General features: G+C 39.2%; 10 protein-coding genes. 2 read left to right on the top strand and 8 right to left on the bottom strand.

Translation table 11 applies throughout. The features are described from left to right. Positions 1-99 precede the first annotated feature (99 nt). Entirely contained in the window at positions 100-3,111 is a 3,012-nt protein-coding gene (locus IPO46_11260; GenBank protein QQS62654.1) for a histidine kinase, read from the top strand. After that, on the top strand, positions 3,098-3,859 hold the full coding sequence (locus IPO46_11265) for a response regulator (protein ID QQS62655.1): 762 nt from the start codon (positions 3,098-3,100) through the stop codon (positions 3,857-3,859). Before IPO46_11260 ends, IPO46_11265 begins: the two co-directional genes overlap by 14 nt. 53 nt (positions 3,860-3,912) lie before the next feature. On the opposite strand, the gene IPO46_11270 is transcribed toward IPO46_11265, so the two are convergent. The 8 genes from IPO46_11270 to IPO46_11305 all read right to left on the bottom strand — a co-directional run bounded on the left by IPO46_11270 (position 3,913) and on the right by IPO46_11305 (position 13,116). Next, positions 3,913-4,560 carry a hypothetical protein gene (locus IPO46_11270; protein QQS62656.1) on the bottom strand — a complete coding sequence of 216 codons (648 nt, stop codon included), beginning with the start codon at positions 4,558-4,560 and terminating at the stop codon, positions 3,913-3,915. 35 nt (positions 4,561-4,595) lie between these two features. Continuing rightward, entirely contained in the window at positions 4,596-5,225 is a 630-nt protein-coding gene (locus tag IPO46_11275) for a PorT family protein (protein QQS62657.1), read from the bottom strand. 108 nt (positions 5,226-5,333) lie between these two features. Continuing rightward, positions 5,334-6,017 (bottom strand): hypothetical protein, encoded by a 684-nt coding sequence (locus IPO46_11280; GenBank protein ID QQS62658.1) that lies wholly within the window; start codon positions 6,015-6,017, stop codon positions 5,334-5,336. Positions 6,018-6,206: 189 nt separating this feature from the next. Next, complete coding sequence (locus IPO46_11285; protein QQS62659.1) at positions 6,207-7,658, bottom strand: hypothetical protein; 1,452 nt, start codon at positions 7,656-7,658, stop codon at positions 6,207-6,209. A gap of 19 nt (positions 7,659-7,677) precedes the next feature. Continuing rightward, a complete protein-coding gene (locus IPO46_11290; protein QQS62660.1) occupies positions 7,678-9,489 on the bottom strand; it encodes a hypothetical protein in 1,812 nt (603 codons plus the stop codon). Then, positions 9,473-10,522 (bottom strand): DUF839 domain-containing protein, encoded by a 1,050-nt coding sequence (locus IPO46_11295; GenBank protein ID QQS62661.1) that lies wholly within the window; start codon positions 10,520-10,522, stop codon positions 9,473-9,475. Before IPO46_11295 ends, IPO46_11290 begins: the two co-directional genes overlap by 17 nt. Positions 10,523-10,641: 119 nt before the next feature. Continuing rightward, positions 10,642-11,988 (bottom strand): T9SS type A sorting domain-containing protein, encoded by a 1,347-nt coding sequence (locus tag IPO46_11300; GenBank protein QQS62662.1) that lies wholly within the window; start codon positions 11,986-11,988, stop codon positions 10,642-10,644. Positions 11,989-12,078: 90 nt separating this feature from the next. Then, positions 12,079-13,116 (bottom strand): hypothetical protein, encoded by a 1,038-nt coding sequence (locus tag IPO46_11305; protein ID QQS62663.1) that lies wholly within the window; start codon positions 13,114-13,116, stop codon positions 12,079-12,081. Between the last annotated feature and the right edge of the window lie 140 nt (positions 13,117-13,256).

The following is a 13,256-nucleotide window of genomic DNA, read 5'->3' on the forward strand; positions in this document are numbered from 1 at the left end:
CCGCCAAATCCCTACACGAAACCTTAAAAAATTTATCCCCTTCTACTTTATATTTACATAGTGAAATTCATACTAACCATTATATTTATTTGCTGCTGCTTGGTAACAAAAGCACAACTGACATTTAATGCTCCCGCCGCAGTTACCAATACTTATACCTTAAGCGATAAAGATGGTTATATTGGTTTTAACTATGCCACCATTTATCATGCGCCTTCGGGCAAAGTATATACTAAAACCTACGATGGCGATTTGGCCATACATGGCAATAACTACCGCATACCCTTGTCGTCTATTTCAAATGAGGGCGCTTTAAGCGGATATTTTTATGAAGTAAATGAAAAGGAAACCTGGTATTACGATTCAAAAAAAATTGTGGTTTTGCGTAGCGATACCGTACAGCACATCATTCGCTTACCCAAAGAATTTGAATTATATACCGAAATAAATGGAGCGCTGGTTTACATCAATAATATGAGTGCTTATAAGGAAACCTATACCTTTTCGGGAAAGGAATTTGTGCAAAGAGAATATACTGATGTTATCAATACAAAGTTTGATGGTGCAATTTATATTTCAGGCAACTCCTATTATACCGCTACCAATAACAACGATTCGCTTATTATTTATGAATTATTACCCACAAGTTTTAGGTTTAAAAAAGTGGCTGCTTATGCTACCGGCAAAGTAACCATCAGGCAGTTTACCAATGTGCAAAATTTAACAGCACAGGGTACAGATAAGGAACGGGCAATACTGCAAATTAAAAACGGCGTTATAAAAAAGAATGTAGCTGATAATGAAGCGGTATATAATTTAATAAATGCCGAAACCTACCCTTATGATTTTTTAAAGTTAAAAGATGGATACCGGCAGATTGTTAACATTGCACAACCTACAGAAAAAGCGCCCCTTTTTATTTCGCAGGACTATGCCAACCTGTTGGATTTTGAAAACCACTATGGTTCTTTTTATGCAGGCACCGGAAATAAACCCCTGCGAATTTTTAACAGTATAAAAAAATATCCTGCCTTGTTTAGCAACAATAATAGCAATGCTATTTTTTCGCTTAGGCAAGATGAAGCCGGCGATATATGGGCCGGCAGCTATAATGGCGGCATTACTATTATTCATAACGACGAAGCCCATGCGTTGCCAAATAATAAAGCAAAAATAACCAACGGTGGGTCTGCGTTTAATAAAAATATGTACCTACTTGATGAAGGTTTTGGCAGAGGTTTATTTAGAATTAATAAAGCCGGTAAAAGCCGCCGACTTACAAAAGATATGTATGGGTTTTACACCTACATTACTAAAGACCACAAACATTTTTACATTGGTACCGGTGGCCACAATGGGCTTTGGCAAACTACTACCACTCAGTTAGAAACCGATGAACCTATATGGCATAAGATAGACAGCAGCAAGGGCGCTAATCTTTTAAACATTCTTACCATTACAGAAGACCGCCTTGGCCGTATATGGTGTGGGCATTCTAAACGAGGACTGATGGTTTATGACCCCCAAAAAGACAGGGCTATCACCTGGCTTACCGATAAAAAGGAAACTAGTTTTGGCGCCTTCTCTTCTTTAACCGATTCAAAGGGAACCGTATGGCTGGGCAGCGGTACTAATGGGCTTTGGTATTACAACGATTACAGCAAAAATCCGTCGCCATTAAATTGTAAAAAAATAAATCATCCGATGCTGGGCAACAGCAATGCCATTACCTCACTAACGCTTTACAAAAACTGGATGGTAATAAGCGGTTACGATAAAATGATGCTGTTAAACTTAGATTCTTTTCATTTAAAAAATAAAATTATCCTTCGCTACCTTAATCCGCAGGAAGCTGGCTTTACATCGTTTACAGAACAAAACACTTCTTTAACTTCTACCACAGATAGCACAGTTTGGTTTAGCAGCAGCGATATGCTTTACCAATGGGATGTAAAAAAATGGTTGAGCTTACCGGTTTATAAAGTGGCGGTTACGGTGCTGGTAGAATCGGGTAATAACCAAACTGTTTTACAGCCTGGTAAAAACAATGAGTTTAAACCGGGTAATAATTCTTTCGACATTTTGGTGCGTTATTTAAGCCCTGATAATATGCCGAGATACAGCAGCGCTGTTTTAATTAAAGCAGGAGATTCCATTTTATTGCCAGAGCCATCACTCCAAAATATTTATTCAATAAAAAATATAAGTAGCGGGCGGTACCAATTTATTTTAGAAATTTATGAAGCAGATGGCAGTACTACAAGGTATGTTTATAAAATAAATATTCAAAAATTTTTGTGGCAGCAATGGTGGTTCTGGCTTTTACTGTGCTGCCTTTTATTGGGTACTATTATTTATTTTATCAATTTAAAAAGAAAAAGGCAACTGGCCGAGCAAAAGGCTAAAACAAAAGAAGCCGAATTTCATTCCTTTAAAAGTGAACAGGAAAAAAAACTGGCCAACCTGCAATTGGTTAGTTTAAGCAGCCAGTTTAGGCCTCATTTTATTTTAAATGCACTAAACACCATTGGTGCACAAATGGACGATAAGCCCGAAGCAGAAAGTGTGTTAAGCAGGCTGGGCGAAAGCGTAAATATTATTTTTAACCATGCCCGGCAGCAAAAAATATTACACAATTTTAAAAATGAGTGGAGCCTGGTAACGAACCTGGTGCATATTCACCAACTGATGTATTTAAAAAAGCTGGAGACCCATTTTCCTGCTGATGAAATTATTGAACGCCTAAAAAATATACAAGTACCCATGGGCATTTTACAAATACCGGTAGAAAATGCTTTGCTGCATGGCCTTAGCAATAGGGAAGAAGGGCCATGGAAATTAACGATTGCCATTGCAGAAATTGAAAATTATATTAATGTAACCATTACCGATAATGGAGTAGGGCGTAAAAAATCGGCTACGCTGAGTAACTACACCAGGCATGGGACGGGTACAAAAAACCAGGATGAAATTATCAACATTATTAATACGGCCAATGCCCATAAAATAAATATTGCTTACTGGGATGAAATTTATACAGCAGGCAATGAAAGCTTTGGCACCAGTATAACCATTAAAATTCCAAACACATTACAGGATGGCAACGGATAAATTAACTTATTTAGTGGTAGAAAATGCGCCGGATGTTTGTGAGGGCATTATAAGGCGCATGAAAAATTTCGACAGGTGGGAGTCGCTGGGTTATTGTGTTGGTGTAAAAGAAACCATTGAAAAAATAAAAACTACCAAGCCGCATTTATTGTATTTAGACTGGGGCCTTAATGGCGGCAGCGCTTATGAAATTTTGCAAGAAGTACAAAATTTATCGGGTTATAATCCTTACATTATTTTTAATACCGGATTTCAAAAAGACAACCCCGAGATACCACAGGAAATTATTAATAAATACAAAGTAGATAAATACCTGGTAAAACCATTATGGGAAAACCTTCGTATTCATTTGCCCCAGTACTTGCAAGAGGCAGAAGAAAAATGTTTACAACCATTAAAAAAAGAAAGCCTGGTATGGTTAGAAGATGAAAATAAAAGTAAAGTGCTGGTAGATTTAAGAAAGCTCATTTGTATTTGCCAGCACCATACGGAACCAAGAAAAAGAAATATTTTTTTAGCTAATAAAGAAAAGGAAATTACGGTTTCCCTGCAATGGCAAAAAATTTGTGATATACTTGCAGAAAATAACATTGATTTTTTTGTAACCAAAAATAGATACCACTTGGTGGCAAAAGATTTTATTGAAAAATTTGAAAAACCTTATGTACGGTTAAAAGGATTTACGGATTTTAAAATTGATGTGGTGAAGGAGCGCATTAAAGATTTTGAAGCATGGCTAACCGGTTAATGCTGAAAAGCTTACCAGGAATAAATTTTTATTTTGTTCAATAATTGTAACGCTCAATCCACACCAAATGAAAATAGCACGGTACTGCCATCCATTGCGCCTGCGCCAATGTTTATCATGCTAAATGCATACTCGCCACGGGTGAGGGGTTTATCTATAACCAGTTCCCAATAACCTTCCCTTATTTTTTTTACGCTAAAGGTAAATTTGTCTGAGCTTTTATTTTTCCCCATAGAAAATGCGCCACCGGCTTTTTGCATTAGTATTTTTCTTTTGCCTTTGGCTGATTCGGCCTTATACAAAGTAATGGTATTGGCTGGGTCATTCATTCCGCCCATTCCACTCATTCCATCCATCATAGCAGGGTCCATACCATTGGCTCTCATTATTGAGTCTTGTTGTGGCGAAGCCGTTTTAACCGAAGCGCCGGTAGAGAAAACAAAAGAATAGCCCGGGGCTTTTTGAATACGAATGGTTGATTTTTCCCCATCAAATATATAACCCATTTCGTAACCACCAAAGCCAGCTCCTTTTGTTTTGCTTTCCATTTTAGAGCTTTCTTTCTCCAGCCGCAACAAAGTATGGGTACTGTCTTTTTTAAGAAAAACTACTTCATTGTTAAACTCTGGTTCGGGATATTTTTGTGCATACAGGTAAATTGATACGCACAGGAGCAGAATGGTTAACATTAAATATTTCATAACTGTATTTTATAATTTCTAAAAGTCTCTAAAATTTAATCTTCCTTTTTTTCTTTCTTAGGTTGCTTGCCAAAACGCCAGCCCACAGAAATTTGTATTACATTGTTTTTAGCATCCTGGCTTGTAAAAGACGGAGCTTGCATATTTTGCAGATCTTTATACACTTTTGCTAAACTCACATTGTACCGGGCGCCAATGATTAATCCCAAAACCGGGTGAATTTCTACACCCACTGCATAGCCATAATCAATCCGGTTATAAAGGTCCATTATTGATTTTTCGGGACCGCTTCCAGTACCAGTACTGCTATCTGCCTGTGCGCTGATGAGGTAAGAAGTTTGTGCACCCAGCATCAGGGAGAAATATTTAGTAATGTTTATAGACATCAATTGTCCCATTTGGATATAATCCATGTTTACATTGCCGGTAGTGGTGGCGTTTTTATAATCGTATCCCTGGCGTGAAAAAATGAGTTCGGTACGGGAGCTGATCATTTTTTTGGAAGGCATAGCCAGGAAAATTCCGGCATGAAAACCAGCCTTATTGCTGCTGCTTATTTCTGATGCTTTAGAAACTTTTGCAAAGTTTAAACCGCCTTTAATGCCAATTTGTGCCATCAGCGGTAATGGTAAGGATAGCAGCAGGTAAATAAATAATTTTTTCATGATGATGATTGTTTAATTGTTTTTAATAATTTTTGTTCCATAATGCTAAAAATACTTTAAAGCCAGGCTGATCAGGGGTTTCAAAGCAGGCCATAGAAAATTGGTAGTTCAATCGCTGCTTTTCCAATCTATTCCAAAAGCAAAAACGGTAAATTCTTTAAGCTCCATGTTTTTTACCCACACAAAGCCATACTCTCCGGCAGCCAGTTGCTCGGGCAATTGAATTTGGTAATTGTCTTTGGAAATCATTTTTACACTAAAGCTGATAAGCCTTCCAATGGCTTCCTCTTTATTATTTAGCATTCCTTCTTTTGTAGTAACGGTTACTTCCCGTTTTTGCCCAACAGGTACAAACTCGTAAAGTTTTATGTACGAAGTGAGGTCAATTACATCTCCACTGGTTTTAATAAAAAAAACAATATCTTTTTTTGCAACGAAACGAATTTTAGATGAAGCAGCATCCATGCTCAGCAATTGTTTAGCGCCTTTTAAACCCAGCGTTTTCTTTTTGGTTACCATCAGGGCATTGGCATTTTCTAATTTTATCAGGTTGTTTTTGTCGTGGTCAAAATAATAGGGTTGATTAATGTATTCCGGTACGGGTAAAACGATTTCTTTTACTGATACCTGAACGGCAACAGGTTTTGCTTTTTTAATCGGTTTGTAGCCCTTCTTTACAATAATCGTATCATATTTTGCACCTTTCTTTATAATTTTTGTTTGGGCATGTACCGATGAATACAAACTCAAAAGAATGAATACGATCGTTACAAATGTTATGTTCTTTTTCATCAGTATTATTTTAAATAATTAAACGTACCCGGTTCCTAAAGTTTTTTCAATAGAATAAAATGTTTTTTTGAAAGGATGATTTTAATAATCTAAAATTAAAATAATGCAGGATGGTATCTCTCACCCGAAACAGTGATTTTGTTAGCATTGGAGTATAATCACCTGAAAATGGGGCAAACAACGTTCTAATCATTCATCTTCTTTTATGTGCTTCACTGTAAATTTTGTGTAAACTTGGCCTCCTGGCTGCCCATGTTCCAAAATAGTTTGTTCACCTTCTTTTGCTTCGAATTTTATATATTCCGGGTCGGCACGCAGAAATCTTGACATCATCACAATACCCTGGGCATTGGTGAAATTCATAGGCTTCTTATCACCGGGGCATTGACAGGTAACCTGAAAAGTGGGAAATATTGCCGGAATCCGGTTAAAACGGACTTCTACAATAGCTGATTTTCCGGGCGCTGATGGCGGGGTAACTTTTACAACGGGAGCACCGGCGATATGGATATTACCTGTGCCGGTTTTTATAATCTTGAAATTCCAGCAACAGCCCCCTAAATAACCCAAATCAGCATTTGTGTTTCTATTGACCCTCTCAATTATCCTTGCTTCTCTGCCATTTAATGATATTACAAAGCTGCCTGTATCTTTATAAGTAGCGGCGCCAAGATTAGTTCCTGCTCCCGGATCCTGTATTTCACTTATCATGGTTACTTCATAAGCATCATCAAAGATTAAAATATTGCTGACAAGCCTGAGCTTTTCAAATGTAGTTAGCTGCCCTTTTATTTTTGTGCGGAATACAATGCCCGTAAGGTCTGCAGTAACGGCCACGGGGTTTTTAGGAGGTAAACCGGCAGGAGCTTTATAGTTGACGCTGGTTTTGGAAATAACAGAAATTTTTCCTTCGGTTGCATTCCCGTTTACAATTTCATTTGCCATCCATACGGCCCTCCAGGGAATTTTTCTTTTTATAAGAGGACTCAGCATATCATCACTTCCACTTGTAAGCGGCTCTATTAAATCATCGTCTTCGCTTGCAACATGAGTAATTGTTAAGCTCCTTGTTTTGTTTACTTTAAGCCTTGCATACGAAGGGTCAATTTTTATTTTATCAAATCTTCCCCAGTCGCTAAAGTGATTTATATTTCCACTGATGGTTTTTGTAATGGTGTCTAAAGCGGTTTTTTTCAAACCGTACCATTGCCCTTTTTCGTCCTGCATGGCAATGCCCATCAGCAATTGCAAACTGTCTTTAATTTCTTCTTCATCATAATGAAAAATAATTTGTACCGGTTTTTTAAATAGTATGCCCGATGGTTCAAAACGATAAGCCGGGCCATTTCCATTGGACATTGTATTTGTAATGGGCTGAATGCTGATAATAGTTTTTGGAGAAACGGCCCCGACAGGTATTATCAATTCCAGCATTCCATCAGAAGACCGTAACCTGGCTTCATCTTTTTTTATTTTGATTTCTGTTTTCTTTCCGTCGGGTTTGCCCACTGCGGTAATAAGAGGTTTTGCAATAGTATCTTCCGGTGTTTCTTTTTGTGCGGATGCATTGATCCAGCTAAACAGCAAAACAAAAACAATTATTTTATTTCCCGCTTTGCGGGATTTCACTTTGTCCAACATAATTTATTTTTTATAATGATTATTGTCTTGTCATCGGGTCTTCATTATTACTCATCCGCAACATGGACGGGCTTTGATTGTTTATATCATATTCCGTTCCCAGGAATGCAATTTTTATTTTTCTTCCGTCACTGTAACTGAATGTGATCGTATAATCTTTTACTTCATAAGCGCCGGATCCGGGTGCAAGGGCCGGGTTGATGCATTCATTGTATTCATGGTACAAAACCCTTATAGCGCCATTATCACTAAACCTTCCATCGGCAGAGAAAGTGATGGCTGGAATTTTTCCATATGCTTCACTCATCGTATAAGTGCCGTTGAATTTTGCACCGTCAACCGAAGGCAATTGATAAAAACGGTGATCGGTATGATTGGCAGTGATGATGAGTGTGTTTCCTTCCATTCTTAGTGGGATATCGCCATAAGGCATTTTCAAAACTCCTCTTCCAGTGCTGAAGGTATAAGTGCCCCAATCCCGGCGGTATAATTCTGCAAGTACCCTTGTGTCAACATCATTCAAACCTTCGGAGTAAAATTTAGGGCCGAAATAAGCTTGTCCGTTTGATAAAAATATTGGCGTGAAAACATTATAGCCTAAACCAATCGGCTGACTGGTAGTTGCTGTGCTGACATTCATCGAAATACCACGCCACACAGCTTTGATGCCACCACCTTCAAGGCTTTTAGATTGGGTGATGAGTGGTTGTGGTCCGTCAGTAAATTGCAGAGAGAATAAAAAATTATCAATCGCAGTTTTGTATTGCTGTCTTTCATCAGCATAAAATGCAGACATGCTGCAACTCCTGTTGATCGTTCTTGATTTTAAAATTGCCATCCTTTCAAACCGGTTATTGATTTTTGTAACGAACATATCCAATCCATATTCGGGGGGATAATCACCGGTTCCTATCCGGATGCCGCCATTTGCTCTTATATATTCCCATCCCTGGAAGGATTTTTTTGCTTCTGTTTTTTGATAGCTGGCCCCGCTACCGGCATAGTTCATCTTTGTTCCATTATACATGGCAGCCGCTTCATCAAAACTTTGCTGCAGTGCCTGTTCCATACTGCCTGAAAAATTCAACGGCTGCATTATTTGAATGGATAAATATTCACCCGGTGGTATATCCAATGGTTTAAACACAACTCCATCGGGGAATGACTGGTGGCTCCAACCCGCCGGAGATGTATAATTCATCAAGCCAAATTTTCCGATAGTTCCGGTTATAGATGTAGTTGTACTGTTATTATTACTCATGGATGATGTTTTTGTTTTATCTAATTCCATTGAGGCAAACATTGCATCTATTTGTGCAGTGTAGGCTTCATCGTTTAATGATGTTCTGATGCTCATCGTTTTTCCAAAGCCGCTTGCTACGGTCAGGATAACATATAGCTCTGCCCCATCTAATTTTATTGGCGCTGCGGCCGTCACCACTTCCCATCCATCAGTTGTGGTTTGCATTTCTGTTTTTGGATTGGCTTCCGCCTTGTACGGAGTTACTGCTAACTCCTGCCATGCTTTTTTAAAATCTTTTTTCGCATCGCCTGTGCTGACAGTACTGGCAAACAGTGCAATTACACAAATGCTGCCGGTGGCCTGGTTTACGTTAGTATAATTTACCACAGCAGCCTTGCTGTCTTTTTTAAAATCTTTTGGCGGGGTATAGGTGGCAATATCAAATGTTTCTGTTTGAGAAAATGTCTGGATGGATAATGATGCCATGAAAACAGAAAGTACAAGAGTGCGACGCAACGAACGATGCCATGTAAAACTGTAGCTGGTTACAAAAGAATTATTCTTGTATGAATTATTCCACTTCTTCATATTGACTTGTTTTAGGGTTCCATTCATGTTTGCAAAATGTAGTTACCATTCCTTCCGGTGATAGCTTCCGGATATAGCTGTTATTGGAACTGCTGGCATCCACAATAAATAAATTACCATTCCGGTCAAAGGCGATACCTGCTGGTGCATTAAAACGTGCGGCAGTTGTTTTGCCATCGGCAAAGCCGGGCTCTGCAGCGCCGGCGGGGTTGCCGGAGAAATTAAATTTACCGGAACCCGCCACCGTGGTTACTTTATTGTTGGCGATTTTTATGATGCGGTGCAGTCTTGTATCAGTGATATAGATGTCGCCGTTTTTTGCAATAGCCATCCCACTTGGGTTGGTCAATACAGCCGTTGATACAGGGCCTTCTTTATACACGGAATTGAATTTTGTTTTATCACACTGGCCGGCAACAGTGGTAATGACACCTGAAGGAGAAATTTTTTTAATACAATGGCTTACGCTGGCGTTTACATATAAATTACCATCTTTATCGCAGGCAATGCCTCTTGCATAATGCACCCGGAGTTCAGCTTCATTCCCATTTTTTATTGTTGTAACAATGCCTTCTGCCGAAATTTTCCGGATAACATGATGCCCGGAACTTCCCCTGTTATTGGTGAATTCATTATCCGTAACATAAATAGTTCCTTTATTATCTATGGCGATATTTTCAAGATTGACAAAAGTCGCAATTGAGCGGTCGCCGTCTTTATACCCGGATATTTCACTACCGGCAATGGTGGTTACAAAACCTTCCGGTGTAATTTTTCTAATCCTTGTACCATCTGCTACATACAAATTATCGGAGGAGTCAATGGCGATTCCTGCAAGGCTGGAAAACCTTATCTCTTTTGCCAGGCCATCTTTACGGTTTCTCCCACCACCTGCAAAGAGCTCCGCTTTTCCGGCTGCTGTTATTTTTATTACCTTATTATTCTGGCCCGTTACAAAAGCATTGCCCTTACTGTCCACTGCAATGCCTGATGATGCAGCGAATGCATTGGTGAGTTTGGGTGTTTGCGTCATACAATTACTTCCAAAACCAGCCATCAAAAGGCAAACAAATACAAGAGGCCTGCGTCTTTTTTTGAACTGATAAAGTAAGTGATTCATGTTGTAAAATATATTTGTTGAATTAGGGTCAATTACTGCTTTACAAAAGAGAATTTCTTTACTTCATTTTCATATTTTAGTCTGAGATGATAAATACCTTTGGCAAGTTTGCTAACCGGCAGGCTGTGTACCTGCGAATTACTGTTTATACTTTTACTAATTATTAACGCATTGCTGCTACTATAAACTTCCGCTGTCAGCAGTTTTGTTTGTGCCGGTTCTATAATATGCAGCATATCGCCAACAGGGTTGGGGGCAATGATGGTATGGCGGAGACCATTGCGATTGAGCAATGAAACCACTGGTGAGTATTTATAATTACCATCCATATCAATTTGCTTTATCCTGTAGAAGTTCATACCCGGTGGCAAAGCATTGTGCGTAAAAGAATAATGCAATGCCGTACTGCTGTTGCCCGCTGCGGGCAAAATAGAAATATTTGTAAAGCGGCCTCCGTCTGTACTGTGCTCCACTTCAAAGCGTTCTGTATTTTGTTCCGATGAGGTACCCCAGCTTATAACTCCATTATTATTTTGCAGCATCGCTTTTACATACAACCAGCTAACAGGTACAACACCCGTAGCAGAAAATGGAACAACATTGGATATGCTCCAGGGGTTTTGCCTGCTTCTTATATATAAATAATGAGTGCCAATGGTTAATGAACCTGATAAAGCCAGGTTTACCGAGTAGTTATTTATATCACCTGTATTGTCAGGCACATTGATGGGTGTTGCATTGCCAAAGCCGGGGTCGGTATCAATAAAATATTCAATGTTGGCAATGGGAGGCGCCGCCGGTGGGGCTGGCGGGTATGGGGCTACGGAACTATTATCAAACACACTAAAATTGGTAATGCTCCATTTACCATTTACATCTTTGCTGCGGATGTAAAAACGATGTACACCCTGCTGCAGGCCGGTAATATTTATATTGGCATTAAGACCGGAAATATTTGTGCCGGGTGTAAAAGGTATCTGTGTGCCACTGCCAAAACCAGGGTTGCTGTCAATAAAATATTCTATCTGTGTAATGTCCCCAGGTGCTGCTGGCGCAGTGGGATACAGCGGCAGGTTATAATTATCAAAAAAAGCATAGTTGGAAAAACTCCATTTGCCATCAGCATCTTTACTGCGAAAATAAATACGGTGAAAACCCGGTGGTACACCCGTTAGATTAACCGTGCCGTTAAAAGCATTGATATTTACAGCCGGTGTAAAACCGGTTAGAGCAATGCCGCTGCCAAACTCAGGCTTGCTGTCAAAAAAATATTCTATGTTGTTGATATTGCCGGGTGGTAATGGTGCAGGCGGATAAGGCGGTTGTGCAAAACAAAAAATGCTTTGCAAACAAACTATGATTGTAGAATATTTTTTCATTACACTATTTTTAAGTCCATCTGAATATCTTCTGTAACGAAGACTTTTAAGAGTCTATAGTTTTTTATTCCCCTTTAGGGTTAGGGGTTTTTAATTATTACTTTTTGTACTGATGGTAATGGGCATAGTAGTGGCATTACTTGCCACCGATGCCGGTACTGTTAAACTATAAATTGTTGGAATGGCAGCAATGCCACTCAGCACATAAGGGTCGGCGGTACCAAATGCGCCCCGGTCGGGTGTTATGCTGCTTACTGTTTCACCGGTGGCTATTGCCTGGCTGCCTGCTTTTAAGCGCCACTGCCCGTCGGTACTGTTGCCGGTGAGGCCCTGAAAAATATTCGCATCTAATTCACCGGCAACATTGCCATTAAGGCCAACAAAAGGTGCAAAACCTGCAGGCGCAGCGCCAATGCAGGTATTGTTTTTTACTGTGCTGTTAGTAGCCGAAAAAGTGATATTGGTTATAATATTATTGGCGAAATAAGTATTATTGGCACTGATAACATTTCTGAAAACATTATTACGTAAAAGGTTATTCAGGTTTCCGCTGTTGCCTGTATCAAAAGCCCCTATAAAAATATTATTGGTAATCGTTGCATTTTTTACCGGGCGGTTGCTGGAAGTAATACTAGTAATGTAGCATTTGTTAATGATCCATCCGGTATAATCAGCGCCGGCTAAGGGACCGCCATATCCAATATTCATTTGGTTTAAACTGCACCTGGTAAAACTAATGTTATCTGCTCCCTGACCATTTACGGTATAGATGCCATCGGAAAAATTGATGCCGATAAACTGGCTGCCACTTGCCAGGGTGTCTATATAACAATAATTCAGCGTTGCCGGGTTCGTATTTGCCTGCAGCCCTGGGTTGCTGTTGACACCACTTAAAAAATAGCCAGTACCAATGATGACAAGCCGTTTGTTTAGGGTAAAATTTGTGTACATAGTGACGCTGGATTCTACATAAATGCTGTCGTCGTTTACCACACTGGAACTTGCAATACAGGCGGGCATATCAGTAAAATCAGCTGTTACACCGGCGTTATTATTTACCCGCCAAATTTTAGCATTGGCTGCAAATGCTATGCAAACAGCTGAAGAGAGTAAGAAGAACTGTTTCATGGTTTTAAAATTTTATTGTATTGTTTATTTGTAAAAATGCCTGACCAAATGTAGAAGCGACTTTTTTTATAGTCATCACCCAAAACGGTGATTCCTTTCAGCTTACCTAAAAATCACCTGAAACTGGTATTTTAAAAGGA

This window comes from Chitinophagaceae bacterium (genome assembly GCA_016699815.1).
Classification (GTDB): Bacteria; Bacteroidota; Bacteroidia; order Chitinophagales; family Chitinophagaceae; genus Ferruginibacter.

What these genes read in the sequence shown, in the direction of transcription:
- IPO46_11280 (QQS62658.1), bottom strand. Translation starts at nt 6,017, where the DNA reads ATGAAAAAGAACATAACATTTGTAACGATCGTATTCATTCTTTTGAGT.
- IPO46_11275 (QQS62657.1), bottom strand. Translation starts at nt 5,225, where the DNA reads ATGAAAAAATTATTTATTTACCTGCTGCTATCCTTACCATTACCGCTG.
- IPO46_11270 (QQS62656.1), bottom strand. Translation starts at nt 4,560, where the DNA reads ATGAAATATTTAATGTTAACCATTCTGCTCCTGTGCGTATCAATTTAC.
- IPO46_11290 (QQS62660.1), bottom strand. Translation starts at nt 9,489, where the DNA reads ATGAAGAAGTGGAATAATTCATACAAGAATAATTCTTTTGTAACCAGC.
- IPO46_11265 (QQS62655.1), top strand. Translation starts at nt 3,098, where the DNA reads ATGGCAACGGATAAATTAACTTATTTAGTGGTAGAAAATGCGCCGGAT.
- IPO46_11300 (QQS62662.1), bottom strand. Translation starts at nt 11,988, where the DNA reads ATGAAAAAATATTCTACAATCATAGTTTGTTTGCAAAGCATTTTTTGT.
- IPO46_11295 (QQS62661.1), bottom strand. Translation starts at nt 10,522, where the DNA reads ATGACGCAAACACCCAAACTCACCAATGCATTCGCTGCATCATCAGGC.
- IPO46_11305 (QQS62663.1), bottom strand. Translation starts at nt 13,116, where the DNA reads ATGAAACAGTTCTTCTTACTCTCTTCAGCTGTTTGCATAGCATTTGCA.
- IPO46_11285 (QQS62659.1), bottom strand. Translation starts at nt 7,658, where the DNA reads ATGTTGGACAAAGTGAAATCCCGCAAAGCGGGAAATAAAATAATTGTT.